The sequence below is a fragment of the Streptomyces sp. PKU-EA00015 genome (assembly GCF_013387495.1).
Taxonomy (GTDB): Bacteria; Actinomycetota; Actinomycetes; order Streptomycetales; family Streptomycetaceae; genus Streptomyces.
On record NZ_JABZEE010000024.1, the window covers coordinates 117956 to 134231 of the forward strand.

A 16276-nucleotide genomic window follows, 5' to 3' on the forward strand; every position below is an offset into this window, starting at 1 on the left:
CAGCAGAGGGTGGGGGAGTGCCGTGAAGCGGCCCTTCATAGGTCTGACCGCGGCAGTCGCCGCACTCGGCATGACGGTCGCGCTGAGCGGCTGCGGCAACGGATCCGACCACGTCACCCTCAAGCTGGTGGCCGCCGACTACGACGTCGCCGGCGGCGAGAGCAGCAAGACCTACTGGGCCGACCTCACGGCCGCGTTCGAGGCCGAGAACCCCGGCATCGAGGTCGAGGTCCAGATCGAGTCCTGGAACGACGTCGACCGCAAGGTCGCCGAGATGGTCGAGGCCGGAGAGGCCCCCGACATCGCGCAGATCGGCGCCTACGCCGACTATGCGGCCGCCGACAAGCTCTACTCCGCGGACCAGCTGCTCTCCATCCCCGTGCAGTCCAACTTCCTCGGTCCGCTCACCACGGCGGGCGAGCACAAGCGCACCCAGTACGGACTGCCCTTCGTCGCCTCGACCCGGCTGCTCTTCTACAACAAGGAGCTGTTCGCCGAGGCCGGCGTCGAGGACGAGCCGAAGACCTGGGCCGACCTGGAGGAGGCCGCCCGGAAGCTGAAGGCCGGCACCGGCGCCGCCTACCCCTTCGCCCTGCCGCTCGGGCCCGAGGAGGCCCAGGCCGAGACGATGATGTGGCTGCTCAGCGGCGGCGACGGCTACACGGACCCGGTCGACAAGTACACGATCGACTCGCAGCGCAACGTCGACACCTTCCAGTGGCTGAAGGACCACCTCGTCGAGGAGGGCCTGACCGGTCCGGTGGCGCCCGGAAAGCTCAATCGCAAGGACGCCTTCGCGGCGTTCACGCGCGGCGAGGTCGGCATGCTCAACGGTCACCCCTCCCTCATGCAGGCCGCCGAGAAGAAGGGCATCGAGGTCGGCAAGGTCGCCCTGCCGGGCCGGCACGGCGAGGCCAAGGCGTCGATGGGCGTCGCCGACTGGATCATGGGCTTCAAGGAGAACGGGCACCGCAAGGAGATCGGCACGTTCCTCGACTTCGTCTTCACCGACAGGAACGTCCTGGACTTCGCCGACCAGAACGACCTGCTCCCCGTGACTGTCTCCGCCTCCGAGGCGATGGAGCTGGACCCGGCGCACAAGGACCTGAAGGCGTTCCTGCGGGAGCTGCCCGGCTCGGTGCTGCCCCCCGTCGGCAAGACGTCGTGGGCCGCGGTCAGCGAGAGCGTCAAGAAGAACATCGGCAAGGCGGTGGAGCCGGGCGGCAGCCCCGCGAGCGTCCTCGGCCGCATCGCCCGCGAGGCCGATGCGGCGGAAGCCGCGGAGTAGCCGCGCCCGGGCGGGGCGAGCGGGTATCGATGTCCCCGAGCGTGTCCCCGTGCACCCCCCTGCGGCGATAGGTTGGATCGTATGACCGACGAGCCCACGCTGACCGAGCGTGAGCGCGCCGTCCTAGGGGTGGAGCGACGGTCCTGGTCCGGGCCCGGGGCCAAGGAGCGGGCGATCAGGGAGCAGCTGGGGATGTCCCCGGTGCGCTACTACCAGCTCCTCAACGCCCTCCTCGACGACCCGCGCGCCCTCGCCCACGACCCTGTCACCGTCAACCGGCTTCGCCGTGTGAGGGACGCCAGGAGAAGTCGCCGATAAGGTCGGGTACATGGGCAGCTCCCCGTACGCACACACCCTGCCGACGCCGTCCACCCCCGCTGGCCGCGACGGGCTCGCGGCACTGCTCGACCGGCCGGCCGGTGCCGTCGTGGCCCTCGACTTCGACGGCACCCTCGCCGAGATCGTGCCCGACCCCGAGCAGGCGCGCGCCCACCCCGCCGCCGTACCGGCGCTGGCCGCCCTCGCCCCGAAGATCGCGTCCGTCGCGGTGATCACGGGCCGGCCGGCCGGTGTCGCCGTGCGCTACGGAGGTTTCGCGGGCGTCGAGGGGCTCGACCACCTGGTGGTCCTCGGGCACTACGGCGCCGAGCGCTGGGACGCCCTCACCGGGACCGTGAACGCGCCCGCGCCGCACCCCGGTGTCGCCGCCGCGCGTGCGGAGCTGCCCGGCTTCCTCGACGGCCACGGTGCCTGGCACGGCACGTGGATCGAGGAGAAGGGCCGGGCCGTCGCCGTGCACACGCGCCGCGCGGAGGATCCGCAGGGCGCCTACGAGGCCCTGCGCGAACCGCTCGCCGCGCTCGCCTCCCGCCACGGCCTGATCCTGGAGCCGGGCCGCATGGTCCTGGAACTGCGCCCTCCGGGCATGGACAAGGGCGTCGCGCTGGCGGAGTACGTGCGGGAGGTGGGCGCCACGGCCGTGCTCTACGCCGGGGACGACCTGGGCGACCTGCCCGCGTACGGCGCGGTCGAGAAGCTGCGGTCGGACGGGGTGCCGGGGCTGCTGGTGTGCAGCGGCACCGAGGTCCCGGAACTGGCGTCCCGCGCGGACCTGGTGGTGCCGGGGCCGGGTGCGGTGGCGTCGCTGCTGGCGGCGCTGTCGGAACGGGTCTAGCCCTGCGGGCTGCTTTTCCCCACCCCGCCCCTTCCCGTAACCGGGGGCGCTGCCCCCGGACCCCCGCGCCTCAATCGCCGGCGGGGCTGATTTCGCGCAGCGAAATCCAGCCTGTCCGGCGATTGAGGACACCGCGCGGAGCGCGGTACGGGGTCTGGGGCGAAGCCCCAGTTACGGGAAGGGGCGGGGTGGGGAAACGGCCCCGCGCAGCGGCCACGGCCCCGGGCGTCACGCCCGCAGGGCCTCCAGCTGGTCCAGGAACCAGCGCCGCGGCGGCAGCGACGTCGCCGCCGCCGACAGGCGCTTCGTGCGCTCCGCCCGTTCGCCGTCCGGCATCGTCAGCGCCGCGTGCAGCGCCTCCGCCGTGCCGGTCACGTCGTACGGGTTGACCGTGATCGCCTCCTCGCCCAGGTCCCAGTGCGCCCCCGCCTCCCGGGACAGCACCAGCGCGCACCCCGCGTCCGAGACGACCGGGACCTCCTTGGCGACCAGGTTCATGCCGTCCCGGATCGGGTTGACGAGGGCGACGTCGGCCAGCCGGTACGCGGCGAGCGAGCGGGCGAAGTCGTCCTTGACGTGCACGACGACCGGGGTCCAGCCCGCGGTGCCGTACCGCTCGTTGATCTCGGCGGCGATCCGGGAGACCTCGGCCGTGTACTCCCGGTAGACCGCGAGGTCCTGCCGCGACGGATAGGCGAGCGCGATGTGGACGACCCGCTCGCGCCACTCGGGGCGGGTCTCCAGCAGCTCCTGGTACGCCAGCAGACCGCGCACGATGTTCTTGGACAGCTCGGTCCGGTCGACGCGCACGATCGTCCTGCGGCCCTCGCCCACCTGCTCGCGCAGCTGTGCCATCTGTTCCGCCACGTCCGGCCGGTGCGCCCGCTCGCGCAGGAAGTCCGCGTCGGCGCCGAGCCCGTGGACCCCGATCGCCGTCGTGCCGGTGCCGCCGGTGACCCGCTCGCAGCACGCGGCGAACGCGTCCGCCCAGCGCCGCGTCAGGAAGCCCAGCCGGTCCGCGCCCAGCATCCCTCGCAGCAGCTCCTCGGCGACGTCGTCCGGCAGCAGCCCGAAGTAGTCCGGGGGCGCCCACGGTGTGTGCGTGAAGTGGCCGATCCGCAGGTCGGGGCGCATCTGGCGCAGCATCCCCGGCACCAGCGCGAGGTGGTAGTCCTGCACGAGCACCGCCGCGCCCTGTGCCGCGTCGGCGGCCAGCGCCTCGGCGAAGGCGCGGTTGTAGGCCCGGTAGGCTCCCCACTGCCGGCGGAACTCCCGGTCGAAGACCGGCTCCAGCGGAGTCTGGTAGAGCATGTGGTGCACGAACCACAGCACCGAGTTCGCGATGCCGTTGTACGCGTCGGAGTGGATGGCCGGATCGATGTCGAGCATCCTGACGCCCGGCTCGCTCACCCCGCGCCGCACGGCCTCGCGGTCGCCTTCGCCGAGGGCGGCGCACACCCACAGCGACTGCGCGTCGGAGCCGATCGCGGAGAGGCCGGAGACGAGGCCGCCTCCGCCGCGGCGGGCGTCGAGCCCGCCCTTGCCGTCCGGTGAGTAGGAGACCGGGCCGCGGTTGGAGGCGACGAGGATCTGAGCAGCGTCGGTGACCATGTGGCGAACCTAGCCCGTCCTGTATGGCCTCAAACGTGCGTGCGGCCGCGCCGTCGGTCAGTGGTCACGTTTCCGGCCACGGGCGGCCGCGACGGCGACCACGCCCGCCGCTGTCAGGCTGAGTGCGACCCCGCCGAGCAGCCACAGCTGCTCGGCGGTGGAACCGGTGAGGGCCGGCGCACCGGTGTGCCGCGGCCCCTCGGCGGCCAGGGCCGGCGCCGTGCCCTGGAGCTGGCGCATGACGTCCATGAAGTCGGTGAGGTCCATGAGGTTCATACATAGGAAAGTTAGACAAAAGGAACAGAGGGTACGGCTTATGCCGCGCGACGCGCCGCGTACTCACCGATCTCGCGCATAGGCGGCCGCTCCTCGGTGTCCACCGGGTGGTCCCGCGCTACGAATCCGTGCTCGCCGCGCACGAACTGGGTGAGCTCGGGCCGCACCAAATGGCCGCGGGCCAGCCTCAGTTGCGCCGTGCGGTAGATCGTCGCCGCCATCCGGCCAAGAGCCTGCCCGTCCTGGTGGCGGTGCCTGCGCGTGCCCACGTCGACCTGTGCGAGCGCGTCGAGTCCCACCAGGTTGAGGGCGTCCACCAGCAGGCCCAGCTCCACTCCGTAACCGACCGGGAACGGCAGTTGCTCCAGCAGGGAGCGCCGGGCCGCGTACTCGCCGCCCAGCGGCTGGACGAAACCGGCCAGTTGCGGCCAGTGCAGATTCAGCAGCGGCCGCGCCACCAGCTCGGTCACCCGGCCTCCCTGAGCAGGGGCGGCACCGAGCGGGCGGTCGTACATCGCCTTGACGAACTGCACTTCGGGGTCGGTCAGCAGCGGCCCCACGATCCCGACGACGAAGTCCGGGGAGAACTCGCGCAGGTCCGCGTCCACGAAGCACACGATGTCACCGGTGGTCACCATCAGTGACCGCCAGAGCACATCGCCCTTGCCCGGCACCGCCGGTATGCGCGGCAGGACGGCGTCCCGGTGGACCACCCGCGCGCCCGCCGCGGCGGCCACCTCGGCCGTGCGGTCGCTCGACGCCGAGTCGATCACCACCAGTTCGTCGACCAGCGGAACGGGGCCCGACATCAGCGCGCCGCGTATCGTGGTGACGATCTCCCCGACCGTCTCCTCCTCGTTCAGGGCCGGCAGCACCACGCTGACCGTGGTGTTCTTCTTGGCGGCCAGCAGCCGGCCGAGAGGGCGGTCGGCCACCGACCAGGACCGTCGGGTGAGCCAGCGCTCCACCTCATCCAGCACGTGATCTCCATCTCGCGGATCGGACGACCATCTCAAGCGTCCAGGGGTTCGGTTACAGTCTTGAACAACGCGCAGGGCCGCCGCATGTCGGGGTCACCGCGCCGACAATCGAATACCGCTCATCCAGAGGGGCAGAGGGACACGGCCCGTTGAAGCCCCGGCAACCCTCCAGCCGATCTCTGCGCTCATCGCGCGAGGCTCACGGCTAGGGAAGGTGCCAATTCCGTCTCGCGGCGAGATGCGCCGCGGGGAAGATGAGGAGAAAGGGCCTCGCCTCCATGGCTGTGCAGACTGTCGCCACCACGAACGAATCCGCTGGTTCCACCGGATCCGTCGACCTGGGCCCCGCCTCCGGGCTCTCCTGCCGCGAGTGCGGCGAGCGGTTCGACCTCGGTCCGATCTTCGCGTGCGAGGTCTGTTTCGGGCCGCTCGAAGTCGCGTACGACGTGCCGAGCGGCGACCCCGAGGCCCTGCGAGCGCGGATCGAGTCCGGCCCCGAGAACATCTGGCGCTACGCCCCGCTGCTGCCCGTCCCGGCCGACGTCGCGGACAAGCCGAACCTGAACCCCGGCTGGACCAAGCTCGTCCAGGCCGACAACCTCGCCCGTGAGCTGGGCGTCGAGGCCGGCAAGCTCTTCGTCAAGGACGACTCCGGCAACCCGACGCACTCCTTCAAGGACCGCGTCGTCGCCCAGGCCCTGGAAGCCGCCCGCGCCTTCGGCTACACCACCCTCTCCTGCTCCTCCACCGGCAACCTCGCGGGCGCGGTCGGCGCCGCGGCGGCCCGCGCCGGCCTCCGCTCCTGCGTGTTCATCCCGCACGACCTGGAGCAGGGCAAGGTCGTCATGGCCGCGGTCTACGGCGGTGAACTGGTCGGCATCGAGGGCAACTACGACGACGTCAACCGCTTCTGCTCCGAGCTCATCGGGGACCCGGCCGGCGAGGGCTGGGGCTTCGTGAACGTCAACCTCCGCCCGTACTACGCCGAGGGCTCCAAGACGCTCGCGTACGAGATCTGCGAGCAGCTCGGCTGGCGGCTGCCCGACCAGATCGTCATCCCGATCGCCTCCGGCTCCCAGCTCACCAAGATCGACAAGGGGCTGCAGGAGCTGATCAAGCTGGGTCTCGTCGAGGACAAGCCCTACAAGATCTTCGGCGCCCAGGCCGAGGGCTGCTCCCCGGTGTCCGTCGCCTTCAAGGCGGGCCACGACGTGGTCAAGCCGCAGAAGCCCGACACCATCGCCAAGTCCCTGGCGATCGGCAACCCGGCCGACGGCCCGTACGTCCTGGACATCTGCCGCCGCACCGGCGGCGCGGTCGAGGACGTCACCGACGAGCAGATCGTGGACGCGATCAAGCTGCTGGCCCGCACGGAGGGCATCTTCACGGAGACCGCCGGCGGCACGACCCTCGGCGTGGCGAAGAAGCTGATCGAGGCCGGTGAAATCGACCCGTCCCTGACCACGGTCGTCGTCAACACGGGTGACGGCCTCAAGACCCTCGACGCGGTGGCGCCCACGACGGGTATGACCGCTGTCATCCGACCCAACCTGGACTCTTTCCGAGAGGCTGGCCTCGCATGAGCGTCAACGTCCGTATCCCCACCATCCTCCGCACGTACACGGGCGGGCAGGCCGAGGTCCCCGCGGAGGGTGCGACCCTGGCCGAGGTCATCGCGGACCTGGAGAAGAACCACACGGGCATCGCGGCCCGCGTCCTGGACGACCAGGGCAAGCTGCGCCGCTTCGTCAACGTGTACGTGAACGACGACGACGTCCGCTTCGAGCAGGGCCTGGAGACGGCGACGCCGGACGGTGCGGGCGTCTCGATCATCCCCGCCGTCGCCGGCGGCTGATCTCCTCCGCGTCACCCCGCGTTATCGGTATTGCCCCCTCCGCGAGAGAAGCGGAGGGGGCAATTCTGCATGGTTGAGCGCGGTAGAGTCTGGGAAGCCCCCTCCGCCGGCCGCTCGGCAATGCGTTCCGCGCTCCACGAGAATGCGCCAAAGTAAGCGATCGAATTGCGTCGAAAGTGGCACTTTGCCGGGCCCGACTTGCCCCGGAATTCAATGAATTCGCATGAATCGGCCGATCGGTCCTGCCCAGATTTCTCGTCCGATTGACCTGTTGCAGAGGGCAGTTGGGCAGATACATTCAGCCGCGGTCGACGCGTTCCGGCGCACACCCCTCCTGCTGGGGTGAGGTCTGACCCGGGTCCGCGAAGTGCGGTCCTGTGCAAGGGCCAGTAATAGGGGAGTTAGGCATGGCTCAGGGCACCGTCAAGTGGTTCAACGCGGAGAAGGGGTACGGCTTCATCGCGGTCGACGGTGGTGCGGATGTTTTCGTCCACTACAGTGCGATCCAGATGGACGGATACCGCACCCTTGAAGAGGGTCAGCGAGTCGAGTTCGAGATCTCGCAGGGCCAGAAGGGTCCGCAGGCTGACATGGTCAAGCTCGCCGTCTGATCCAACTGATCCAGGCGCGTTCGGCCACCGACGCAGTCACACACGAGGGGTCCGCATCCCGCAGACGGGGATGCGGGCCCCTCGTGCGTGTTCCGTGGGTCCGATGCGGGGGAGGCGCTTGCACTCTCAGGGGTCGAGTGCTAATCATTGCGTTAGCACTCTCCCAGTGAGAGTGACAGAACTTGGATCGGGTCGGTGAGGTCCGCAGGCCGGGTGGGGCAAGGAACCACACGGCGCGCAGGCCGTCCGTCGCGGGCGCCGGATGCGATCCGAAGCAATCCACCCCAGTCCGGGAGGACCACTTCACATGGCCAAGATCATCGCGTTCGACGAGGAGGCACGGCGCGGTCTCGAGCGCGGGATGAACCAGCTCGCCGACGCCGTCAAGGTCACCCTTGGCCCCAAGGGTCGCAACGTCGTCCTCGAGAAGAAGTGGGGCGCCCCCACGATCACCAACGATGGTGTGTCCATCGCCAAGGAGATCGAGCTCGAGGACCCGTACGAGAAGATCGGCGCCGAGCTGGTCAAGGAAGTCGCCAAGAAGACGGACGACGTCGCCGGTGACGGTACGACCACCGCGACCGTTCTCGCCCAGGCGCTCGTCCGCGAGGGTCTGCGCAACGTGGCCGCCGGCGCCAACCCGATGGCCCTCAAGCGCGGCATCGAGAAGGCCGTCGAGGCCGTCTCCGGCGCCCTGCTCGAGCAGGCGAAGGATGTCGAGACCAAGGAGCAGATCGCTTCCACGGCCTCCATCTCCGCCGCCGACACCCAGATCGGTGAGCTCATCGCCGAGGCCATGGACAAGGTCGGCAAGGAAGGCGTCATCACCGTCGAGGAGTCCCAGACCTTCGGTCTGGAGCTGGAGCTCACCGAGGGTATGCGCTTCGACAAGGGCTACATCTCGGCGTACTTCGCCACCGACATGGAGCGTATGGAGGCGTCCCTCGACGACCCGTACATCCTGATCGTCAACTCCAAGGTCGGCAACGTGAAGGACCTCCTTCCGCTGCTGGAGAAGGTCATGCAGTCCGGCAAGCCGCTGCTGATCATCGCCGAGGACGTCGAGGGCGAGGCCCTGTCCACGCTCGTCGTGAACAAGATCCGCGGCACCTTCAAGTCCGTCGCCGTCAAGGCCCCGGGCTTCGGCGACCGCCGCAAGGCCATGCTGAACGACATCGCCATCCTCACGGGCGGCACGGTCATCTCCGAGGAGGTCGGCCTCAAGCTCGAGAACGCCGGCCTGGACCTGCTGGGCCGCGCCCGCAAGGTCGTCATCACCAAGGACGAGACCACGATCGTCGACGGTGCCGGTGACAGCGACCAGGTTGCCGGTCGCGTCAACCAGATCCGCGCCGAGATCGAGAACAGCGACTCGGACTACGACCGCGAGAAGCTCCAGGAGCGCCTCGCGAAGCTGGCCGGCGGCGTGGCCGTCATCAAGGCCGGCGCCGCGACCGAGGTCGAGCTCAAGGAGCGCAAGCACCGCATCGAGGACGCCGTTCGCAACGCGAAGGCGGCCGTCGAGGAGGGCATCGTCGCCGGTGGTGGCGTGGCGCTGATCCAGGCTTCCTCGGTCTTCGAGAAGCTCGAGCTCCAGGGCGACGAGGCGACCGGCGCCAACGCCGTGAAGCTCGCGCTGGAGGCCCCGCTCAAGCAGATCGCCGTCAACGGTGGTCTCGAGGGCGGCGTCATCGTCGAGAAGGTGCGCAACCTGCCCGTCGGCCACGGTCTGAACGCCGCGACCGGCGAGTACGTCGACATGATCGCCGAGGGCATCATCGACCCCGCGAAGGTCACCCGTTCCGCTCTGCAGAACGCGGCCTCCATCGCGGCGCTGTTCCTCACCACCGAGGCCGTCATCGCCGACAAGCCGGAGAAGGCCTCCGCGCCTGCCGGTGGCGGCATGCCGGGCGGTGACATGGACTTCTGATCCTTCGCGGATCGGCAGTTCGGAAGCTGTACGGACCGAGGGCGGCACCCCACTCCCAGGGGTGCCGCCCTCGGGCGTTCCCGGAGGCGGCACTCCTCCTCAGCGCTCGTAGTGGTAACGGCAGGCGGCGACGCGCATTTCGTCGTCGACGACTTTGTAGACGAGGCGGTGCTCGTCGGTGATGCGGCGGGACCAGTAGCCCTGGAAGCCGTGCTTCAATGGCTCGGGCTTGCCGATGCCCTCGTTGCCATTGCGGGCGATGTCCTGGAGCAGGGTGTCGATCCGCTCGAGGATCTTGCGGTCCTGGGCCTGCCACCAGACATAGTCCGCCCAACTCGACTCGTCCCAGACGAACTTCATTCGGCAAGCTCCCGAATCGTGCCGCCGCCGTTCTCCAGCCGGTCGATGGACGCCAGCAGGCGCCGGGCGTTCTCGGGGCTGCGCAGAAGGTAGGCCGTCTCCTTCAAGGACTCGTACTCCGCGAGCGCCACGATCACCACCGGCTCGCGGCCGGACCGTGTCACTATGACCTCTTCCCGGTCGTCGACCACCGCGTTGAGCGTCTCGGCGTACTTCGCCCGGGACTCTGTGTAGGTCATGGTGCGCATCGTCGACTCCCTCTTCTGTACAAAATCCTGTACGTACAGAAAGCCGTACGTGAGGGGTGAGTGTGAAGCAAGGCGGTCAGGCGGTGAGCTCTCCTCACGGAAGCGCTTTCCGCTCGTGGCCCGCCGCCGCGCGGGCCAGGGTCGCCAGGGCGTGGACGCGGGCCGGGGGGAGCGTCGGGGGTGGGGTCGTGCGGGCGCCTCGGCAGCGGGCGCACTTGCCGGACCGCAGGTCTCCCGCGCCGGCCGGGCGTCCGCACTCGGCGCATTCGAGGATGCGGACCGGGCGGGGCTTCGGTGGCGGTGCGGGTGGGAGCTTGTCGATCAGGCGGCGGCGGGCGAGGGCTGCAGGGTGGTGGACCGGGACCGGGAGGCCGTCCGTGAGCGCGTGCACCACCTGCCGCTCGGTGGCCTCCCGGGCGAACCACTCGTCCACCAGCGGCGCGAGGGCCGTGCAGTCGGCGTGGGACAGCGACATCACCGGGTTCGTCCGGCCCAGTGCGGCCAGCAGGATGTATGCGCGTGAGCGGGTGGGCCGACGTCTGTCGGCCTCCTCGGGCGGGACGTCGCCCTTCGCGTACGCCGCCCACCATGCGTCGTCCCGCGCGGTACGGGACCACCACGTGCGGGTGACCCACTGTGTGCTGCCCGAGGCCACCGTGACCGCCTCCAGGCCGCGGCGCAGATGGCCCGCCGCGATCAGGTGGTTGAGCGCCTTCCCGACTGCCGTCTGGCCGTACGGGGTGTACTTGGCCAGCGTCTTCACAGAGATGTCGCTGTTGTCCGGCAGCCTGTCGATGTACGCGGCGATCGCCCCCTCGCGGGGCGGGAGGTGCGTGAAGTCGTCGGCGGTACGGGGAAGTTGGTCGGAAACCGTCCGTTTGCCGTAGCCGGGGTTGGCGAGGGGGTGCGGGGCAGCACTAAGCTGGATGTCATCCATGGGATCGCTCGATTCGATCTCGATGGTCAGACCCCCGCAGGTGTTCCCGCACCTGTCGGGGGTTGTTCGTTTATCGGAACGCTAGAGCGTGATGACGCTCCGTGGCAAGTCGGTCGCGGAAAGTCCGCGTGCATGTCAACCGGCAGGGTGGGAGGGTGGGTTGAGGCCCTTTCTCCCCTTCCGCAGAAAAGGCGCTCGGCTCTCGACGCCCGAGATCCGGGACGGTTACGCGCGCTTGAGGTCCGCGACGAAGGCCGACCAGGCGGCGGCCGGGAAGACCAGGCGCGGGCCGTCGGGGTTCTTGGAGTCGCGGACAGGGACGATGCCGGGGTGGGCGGTGGTGACCTCCACGCAGTTGCCGCCGCTGCCGTCGCTGTAGCTGGACTTGAGCCAGACTGCCGTCGTCAGGTCGTACTCAGGACTGCTGGTCTTCATGTGTGTAATCCTCCGCCACTGACTCGATCAGGGCCAAGGATGATTCCGGCGACAGTGCGCTGGCCCCGAGCAGATCGTAGGCCAGCTGGTGGCGTCTGACCGTGGCTGGATAGTCCTCCAACTGGCCGGTGCCAGGGCCCTCGAGATAGGCGAGCGGGGGTGCGTCGGGGAAGCTCATCAGCTTGAGAGCGCCGCCCATGGACGCGTGTGCTCCAGCGTCGAAGGTCAGCACCTGCACGATGATGCGATGACGCCGTGCCAGCCCCGCCACATGTCGCAGGGCGTCTGCCGTCACGGACGTGCCGCCGACCTTGCGGCGTAACACCGCCTCGTCCAACACCGCCCACAACAAGGGCTTTGTCGGATCAGCCAGCAGGCGGGCGCGGTCGAGTCTCGCCTCCACCAGCTCGTCAATGACGTCCTCCGGGGCTGTCGGCTGGTATGCACGGAACACTTCTCGCGCATACGCCTCTGTCTGCAGCAATCCGGGAATCAGCAGCGGCGCGTACTCCCTGATCGTCTCCGCCATCGCCTCCGCCTCCGCCGCCTCCGCGAAGTGGTCCGGGTAGCGCGACTTGTTGGACACCTCGCAGTTGCGCGTGAAGAAGTCCTCCGTACCCAACACCTCGTCCAGTTGGACCGCGTGCTCGCGCAGGATGCGGCGTGTGCCCGCCTCCATCTGGCCGATGTAGGAGCCGCTCACGAACAGCGGTCGGCCCAACTCGTCCTGGGTGAGGCCGGCCTTTATGCGGGCGTGGCGCAGTTCCGCGCCGAGCAGTGCCCGGGGTGAGGTGGACGGGTCGAGATCCTTGGGTCCGGGCATGGTGCAACTCCTGGATCAGCAGGTCGCGTTGTTGGGCCGCTGTCTCTTCCCAGGCTAGCGAGACGCGCACACGCTGGGTGAGGAAAGCGAACACTCGGTGGTGGAGGTGCCAGGCATGGTGGATGCGGTGCGATCGGCGGAGCGGCTGCGGGCCGCCGAGGAGGTGGTCGCCCAGCTCAGGGACGGGCTCCACGTGGTGTCGGTGGCACTCCCGTCGCTGCGGGTCGACCTCGTCTCGCTCGCGAGCGAGATGCCGTGTCCGCTGGTGGACCTGGGGCGTTGCAACCTCGACACGGCGCTGCGACTGGCCGCCGTTCTGCAGGGGCTCGAGAAATGACGGCCGACGTCCCGGAGCTCGGGGCCTACGCCGTCGACGCGCGCGACGGGCGGGTGGGTGTGGTGATGGGGTGGGTCGGTACGTATGTCCAATTGCGGCCGCCGGGCGGGGGCCGGGAGTGGGACTGCCCGCCCGGGGACGTACGGCCGGCCCCGCCCGCGGACATCGTGCGCGCCCGGGTGCGGGAGCGGAACGCGGAGGGCCGGCTGCCGTAGCGGTCAGGAGTTGCGCCAGAGCTGCGCCGTTTGGGAGGGGTTGCAGGAGGTCGACTCGAAGCCGATGGAGCTGGACATCGCCAGGCAGGTCTTGTCGGCGACGTTCTGCAGGGTGTGGCCGTTCGGCTTCGTCGCGGTGACCTGCCATGCCTGGGCCTCGGAGCCGTTGCATTCCACGATCGCGATCCCCGCGTAGCTCCGGGATTCGATACAACGGCCGGTGCCCTGGCTGACCAGGCGGAATGTGCCGCCCGAGACCGATGTGTACGTCCACCGATAACTCATGGTGGTCCCGTTGCCCGACGGCGCGCCGCACACCGAGTTGGAGACGGAGGAGCCGGAGTAGGCGGAGTACGAGTCCGCCAGGCACCGGCCCGTCGAGGCGCCCCTGAGCAGGTGTGTTCCCGAGGGCGCGGGCTGGGCCGGAGGCTTGTCCCCGTCCCCGCTGCCGGAGTCGCCCGAGCCGCTCGAACCGCCGGAGCCGGAACCGTCGGAGCCGGTCGAGCCTCCGGCTGCGTTGCCGGCGCCGGCGTCTCCCGTGTCGTCGTCCCCGCCACCGCCTGGGGTGCCCGGGGAAGCGGGCGACGAGCTCGATCCCGGCTGGGAACCCGGAGGGCGGGACGACGGCGGGGTGGGCTTCGGCGACCGCCCGCCTGCCGCCGACTCGGAGGGCGGGACGACGGCCGTCGGCGCCGAGGGACCGGGGCCCGCGCCCTCGGAAGAGCCGTCGAAGGGGCCGAGGACGAGGGTGAGGGTCGTGCCCACGACCACCACGACGGGCACTGCGAGGAACAGCACGCGGGTGCGGCGCTCACGCGGTTTGCGGGAGGCCGGGCCGGCCGCCTCGGCCGGGGGTGTGTCGGGTTCCGTCGATCCGGGTCCGCGCGCCGGCCGCGGGGTCTCGGGGCCCGGCGACTTGGGCTCGGGCCCGACGGCCGGCGGCGGGTTCGCGGCGAAGGCGGCCCGCTCGGTGATCCGGTCCATGACGGCCGGGGGCCAGGGCGAGGTCGTCGCGGCGGGCACGTGACCTCGGGCGCGGTCGAACAGTTCGGCCGCCGTGGGCCGTTGGGAGGGATCCTTGGCGAGGCACGACTCGACGACGGCCGACAGCTCGGGGTCGGTGTCGGGCAGCCGGCCGAGGTCGGCATCGGTGTGGACGATGCGGTAGAGCAGGTCGGGCCCGGATCCGTCGCCGAACGGCGGACGTCCGTTCGCCGCGTACAGCAGCAGGCTGCCGAGCGCGAACACGTCCGCGGCAGGGGACAACCGGCGGTCGGCCACGGCCTGTTCCGGTGCCATGTACGCCGGTGTGCCGATGACCATGCCCGTCCGCGTCAGCCTGCTCTGGTCGGCCGCCCGCGCCACGCCGAAGTCGATGAGCGTCAGGCCGTCGAGGGTCAGCATGACGTTGGAGGGCTTCAGGTCGCGGTGCACCATGTCGGCGGCGTGCACGGCGCGGAGGCCGTCCGCCGCGTCGCGCAGCAGCCGCCAGAGACTGTCGACCGGCAGCGGGCCGCCGTGCAGGCGCAGCGCCTCGCTCAGGGTGATCCCGGGGATGTACTCCGTGGCGAACCACGGCGGTTGCACGACGCGGTCACTGGCGAGCAGCCGCGCGCTGACCCCGGCGGGCAGCCTCGCCAGGTTGTCGAGCTCGTGCCCGAAGTGGCGCAGGAAGTCGTGGTCCTCGGCGAGGGCGGGCAGCACCTGCTTGACCGCCGCGTACCGCCCCGCCGCCGTACCGAGGTAGACCCGGCCCATGCCGCCCGAGCCGAGGACGCCGAGCAGGGCGAACGAGCCGATCCGCCGCGGATCCGACGGCTCGAGAGGCTTCGCCCCGCTGCCGCTCACATCAGAGTGATCTTCTAATCCCCCGTGCATGGCCGACAGGCTAGCGGAGAGCGGACCCGTCTCCGCACCCTCCTCAGGAGTCGGGACCGGCCGGTCGGCGCCGCCCCAGCGCCACGGCAACGACGAGGTACGGCACGGCCAGCAGCGCGAAGACCACGCCGTGCGACGCGCGCGGCGACAGCGCCGCGTAGGCACCGTAGGCGGCCAGGGACGCCAGGCTCGTGCCCAGGCCGGTCAGCGAGGTGACCGTCGCGCGGCTCGGGCCGGTGATCGCCGCCTGGAGTCGTACGTCGGCCAGCACGTCCGCCAGTTGGAAGACGAGGAACGCGGCGCCGACCCACACGAAACCGGAGGGCCTGCCCGACAGGGCGCCCGCCGCGAGCGCGCACGCCGCGGCGGCGACCAGCGTGCCGAGCGCACGTGGGGAGAGCCGTTCGCCTGCCGTCACCAGCAGCGAGCCGAGCGTCACGCCGACCCACACCACCAGCACGAGCAGCGGAACGGTCTCGGTCGCCACCCCCGTGGAGGCGGCGAGCAGGGGCAGGTACTCGTCGAGCGCTCCCCACAGCGAAGTGATCACGACGGCGAGCAGCATCGCGTGCCGGACGGGCCGGCTGCCGCGCACCTCGGACAGGCCGGCTCGCAGCGTCGCCAGGTAGCCGGGCCCCTGCGTGCCCTCGGGGCGAGTGCGGTCCCGGTGCTCGGGCAGCGTCGCGCCGACCGCCGCGCACAGCACGCAGGCGCCGATGCTCACGCCCCACACCAGGGTGTGCCCGCCGACGGCGAGGGCGGGGGCGGCGGCCGCGGTGGCACCGGCCGCCGCGGCCATGCTCACGGCGGCCGCCCTGCCCATGAGCCGGCCGTACCGGTCGGCGGCGCCGAGCCGTTCGAGCTCGTCGTGGACCAGGGCCTCCATCGAGCCCGAGCGCAGGGACCCGCCGACGGCCCAGAGCGTGAAGCCGGCGGCGTACGCGGCGTACGACGGTGTGACGGCCCACAGGGCGAAGCCGGCGGCGGACAGCAGCGGACCGGCGACCATCATGGCCCGGCGCGAGACGGCGTCGGCCCAGACGCCCGAGGGGACCTCCACCAGCAGGCCGACGACGCACCAGACGGCGAACAGGGACGAGATCTCGGCGGTGGTCAGGCCGTTCCGGGCGAACAGCAGCGCGTACAGCGGGTAGAGCAGGACGAAGTCCTCGAGGCCCGCGTAGGCGTAGAGCCTGCGTGCGAGGGCGCGGACGCGGGGGTCGGGGGAGCCGGAGGAGACCGGCCGGCCGGACGGGCGCGGCGAAGCGGTGAGCATGGTGTGTGGTCCTTCTGCGGAACGGACGGGGACGCCGGGTGC

Annotated in this window: 19 protein-coding genes and 1 riboswitch; of the genes, 9 read left to right on the top strand and 10 right to left on the bottom strand. The window is 70.6% G+C overall.

The features are described 5' to 3' along the window. Window positions 1–70: 70 nt before the first annotated feature. The 3 genes from HW130_RS16245 to otsB all read left to right on the top strand — a co-directional run bounded on the left by HW130_RS16245 (window position 71) and on the right by otsB (window position 2462). Window positions 71–1288, top strand: coding sequence for an extracellular solute-binding protein (locus tag HW130_RS16245; protein WP_177150394.1), 1218 nt, complete (start codon window positions 71–73; stop codon window positions 1286–1288). 81 nt (window positions 1289–1369) lie between these two features. Next, window positions 1370–1606, top strand: a complete 237-nt coding sequence (locus HW130_RS16250; protein ID WP_177150286.1) for a DUF3263 domain-containing protein — start codon at window positions 1370–1372, stop codon at window positions 1604–1606. A gap of 10 nt (window positions 1607–1616) precedes the next feature. Next, a complete protein-coding gene (otsB, locus tag HW130_RS16255) occupies window positions 1617–2462 on the top strand; it encodes a trehalose-phosphatase (RefSeq protein WP_177150287.1) in 846 nt (281 codons plus the stop codon). Between the two features lie 228 nt (window positions 2463–2690). Here the strand turns inward: otsB and HW130_RS16260 are convergent, their stop codons facing one another. Genes HW130_RS16260 through HW130_RS16270 form a run of 3 tightly spaced genes read right to left on the bottom strand, consistent with a single transcriptional unit; the run spans window position 2691 to window position 5329 of the window. Beyond that, a complete protein-coding gene (locus HW130_RS16260) occupies window positions 2691–4073 on the bottom strand; it encodes a trehalose-6-phosphate synthase (RefSeq protein WP_177150288.1) in 1383 nt (460 codons plus the stop codon). Window positions 4074–4130: 57 nt separating this feature from the next. After that, entirely contained in the window at window positions 4131–4349 is a 219-nt protein-coding gene (locus tag HW130_RS16265; protein ID WP_177150289.1) for a hypothetical protein, read from the bottom strand. Between the two features lie 38 nt (window positions 4350–4387). Continuing rightward, window positions 4388–5329, bottom strand: coding sequence for a glucosyl-3-phosphoglycerate synthase (locus HW130_RS16270; RefSeq protein ID WP_177150290.1), 942 nt, complete (start codon window positions 5327–5329; stop codon window positions 4388–4390). Between the two features lie 116 nt (window positions 5330–5445). Continuing rightward, window positions 5446–5590: riboswitch (SAM riboswitch) on the top strand. 17 nt (window positions 5591–5607) lie between these two features. Here HW130_RS16270 and thrC point away from each other — a divergent pair. The 4 genes from thrC (at window position 5608) to groL (ending at window position 9725) form a co-directional block, all read left to right on the top strand. Beyond that, window positions 5608–6912 (top strand): threonine synthase, encoded by a 1305-nt coding sequence (gene thrC / locus HW130_RS16275; RefSeq protein WP_256356117.1) that lies wholly within the window; start codon window positions 5608–5610, stop codon window positions 6910–6912. After that, a complete protein-coding gene (locus HW130_RS16280) occupies window positions 6909–7184 on the top strand; it encodes a MoaD/ThiS family protein (protein ID WP_018847107.1) in 276 nt (91 codons plus the stop codon). Before thrC ends, HW130_RS16280 begins: the two co-directional genes overlap by 4 nt. A 407-nt stretch (window positions 7185–7591) precedes the next feature. Beyond that, window positions 7592–7795, top strand: coding sequence for a cold-shock protein (locus HW130_RS16285; RefSeq protein WP_005315736.1), 204 nt, complete (start codon window positions 7592–7594; stop codon window positions 7793–7795). A gap of 307 nt (window positions 7796–8102) precedes the next feature. Then, on the top strand, window positions 8103–9725 hold the full coding sequence (gene groL, locus HW130_RS16290; protein WP_177150292.1) for a chaperonin GroEL: 1623 nt from the start codon (window positions 8103–8105) through the stop codon (window positions 9723–9725). 99 nt (window positions 9726–9824) lie between these two features. On the opposite strand, the gene HW130_RS16295 is transcribed toward groL, so the two are convergent. From HW130_RS16295 to HW130_RS16315, 5 genes are all read right to left on the bottom strand, one after another. After that, window positions 9825–10085 (bottom strand): Txe/YoeB family addiction module toxin, encoded by a 261-nt coding sequence (locus tag HW130_RS16295; RefSeq protein WP_177150293.1) that lies wholly within the window; start codon window positions 10083–10085, stop codon window positions 9825–9827. Further along, complete coding sequence (locus tag HW130_RS16300; protein ID WP_177150294.1) at window positions 10082–10333, bottom strand: type II toxin-antitoxin system Phd/YefM family antitoxin; 252 nt, start codon at window positions 10331–10333, stop codon at window positions 10082–10084. The genes HW130_RS16295 and HW130_RS16300 overlap by 4 nt, the downstream gene beginning before the upstream one ends. Window positions 10334–10427: 94 nt before the next feature. After that, on the bottom strand, window positions 10428–11270 hold the full coding sequence (locus HW130_RS16305; protein ID WP_177150295.1) for a hypothetical protein: 843 nt from the start codon (window positions 11268–11270) through the stop codon (window positions 10428–10430). 225 nt (window positions 11271–11495) lie between these two features. Further along, window positions 11496–11705: a DUF397 domain-containing protein gene (locus tag HW130_RS16310; protein WP_177150296.1), complete on the bottom strand. Its 210-nt coding sequence runs from the start codon at window positions 11703–11705 to the stop codon at window positions 11496–11498. Beyond that, the gene (locus HW130_RS16315; RefSeq protein ID WP_177150297.1) at window positions 11686–12528 is read right to left on the bottom strand and encodes a helix-turn-helix transcriptional regulator; all 843 of its coding nucleotides are present in this window, start codon (window positions 12526–12528) and stop codon (window positions 11686–11688) included. The genes HW130_RS16310 and HW130_RS16315 overlap by 20 nt, the downstream gene beginning before the upstream one ends. A 115-nt stretch (window positions 12529–12643) precedes the next feature. On the opposite strand from HW130_RS16315, the gene HW130_RS16320 reads away from it, so the two are divergent. Then, the gene (locus tag HW130_RS16320) at window positions 12644–12865 is read left to right on the top strand and encodes a hypothetical protein (protein WP_177150298.1); all 222 of its coding nucleotides are present in this window, start codon (window positions 12644–12646) and stop codon (window positions 12863–12865) included. Beyond that, entirely contained in the window at window positions 12862–13080 is a 219-nt protein-coding gene (locus tag HW130_RS16325) for a hypothetical protein (RefSeq protein WP_177150299.1), read from the top strand. The genes HW130_RS16320 and HW130_RS16325 overlap by 4 nt, the downstream gene beginning before the upstream one ends. A gap of 3 nt (window positions 13081–13083) precedes the next feature. Here HW130_RS16325 and HW130_RS16330 read toward each other — a convergent pair whose 3' ends face one another. Beyond that, window positions 13084–14928, bottom strand: a complete 1845-nt coding sequence (locus HW130_RS16330; RefSeq protein ID WP_309140452.1) for a protein kinase — start codon at window positions 14926–14928, stop codon at window positions 13084–13086. A 73-nt stretch (window positions 14929–15001) separates the two neighbouring features. Continuing rightward, window positions 15002–16234 carry an MFS transporter gene (locus HW130_RS16335; protein WP_177150301.1) on the bottom strand — a complete coding sequence of 411 codons (1233 nt, stop codon included), beginning with the start codon at window positions 16232–16234 and terminating at the stop codon, window positions 15002–15004. Between the last annotated feature and the right edge of the window lie 42 nt (window positions 16235–16276).

What these genes read in the sequence shown, in the direction of transcription:
- HW130_RS16245 (WP_177150394.1), top strand. Translation starts at nt 71, where the DNA reads ATGACGGTCGCGCTGAGCGGCTGCGGCAACGGATCCGACCACGTCACC.
- HW130_RS16250 (WP_177150286.1), top strand. Translation starts at nt 1,370, where the DNA reads ATGACCGACGAGCCCACGCTGACCGAGCGTGAGCGCGCCGTCCTAGGG.
- otsB (WP_177150287.1), top strand. Translation starts at nt 1,617, where the DNA reads ATGGGCAGCTCCCCGTACGCACACACCCTGCCGACGCCGTCCACCCCC.
- HW130_RS16260 (WP_177150288.1), bottom strand. Translation starts at nt 4,073, where the DNA reads ATGGTCACCGACGCTGCTCAGATCCTCGTCGCCTCCAACCGCGGCCCG.
- HW130_RS16265 (WP_177150289.1), bottom strand. Translation starts at nt 4,349, where the DNA reads ATGAACCTCATGGACCTCACCGACTTCATGGACGTCATGCGCCAGCTC.
- thrC (WP_256356117.1), top strand. Translation starts at nt 5,608, where the DNA reads ATGGCTGTGCAGACTGTCGCCACCACGAACGAATCCGCTGGTTCCACC.
- HW130_RS16280 (WP_018847107.1), top strand. Translation starts at nt 6,909, where the DNA reads ATGAGCGTCAACGTCCGTATCCCCACCATCCTCCGCACGTACACGGGC.
- HW130_RS16285 (WP_005315736.1), top strand. Translation starts at nt 7,592, where the DNA reads ATGGCTCAGGGCACCGTCAAGTGGTTCAACGCGGAGAAGGGGTACGGC.
- groL (WP_177150292.1), top strand. Translation starts at nt 8,103, where the DNA reads ATGGCCAAGATCATCGCGTTCGACGAGGAGGCACGGCGCGGTCTCGAG.
- HW130_RS16295 (WP_177150293.1), bottom strand. Translation starts at nt 10,085, where the DNA reads ATGAAGTTCGTCTGGGACGAGTCGAGTTGGGCGGACTATGTCTGGTGG.
- HW130_RS16300 (WP_177150294.1), bottom strand. Translation starts at nt 10,333, where the DNA reads ATGCGCACCATGACCTACACAGAGTCCCGGGCGAAGTACGCCGAGACG.
- HW130_RS16305 (WP_177150295.1), bottom strand. Translation starts at nt 11,270, where the DNA reads ATGGATGACATCCAGCTTAGTGCTGCCCCGCACCCCCTCGCCAACCCC.
- HW130_RS16310 (WP_177150296.1), bottom strand. Translation starts at nt 11,705, where the DNA reads ATGAAGACCAGCAGTCCTGAGTACGACCTGACGACGGCAGTCTGGCTC.
- HW130_RS16315 (WP_177150297.1), bottom strand. Translation starts at nt 12,528, where the DNA reads ATGCCCGGACCCAAGGATCTCGACCCGTCCACCTCACCCCGGGCACTG.
- HW130_RS16320 (WP_177150298.1), top strand. Translation starts at nt 12,644, where the DNA reads ATGGTGGATGCGGTGCGATCGGCGGAGCGGCTGCGGGCCGCCGAGGAG.
- HW130_RS16325 (WP_177150299.1), top strand. Translation starts at nt 12,862, where the DNA reads ATGACGGCCGACGTCCCGGAGCTCGGGGCCTACGCCGTCGACGCGCGC.
- HW130_RS16335 (WP_177150301.1), bottom strand. Translation starts at nt 16,234, where the DNA reads ATGCTCACCGCTTCGCCGCGCCCGTCCGGCCGGCCGGTCTCCTCCGGC.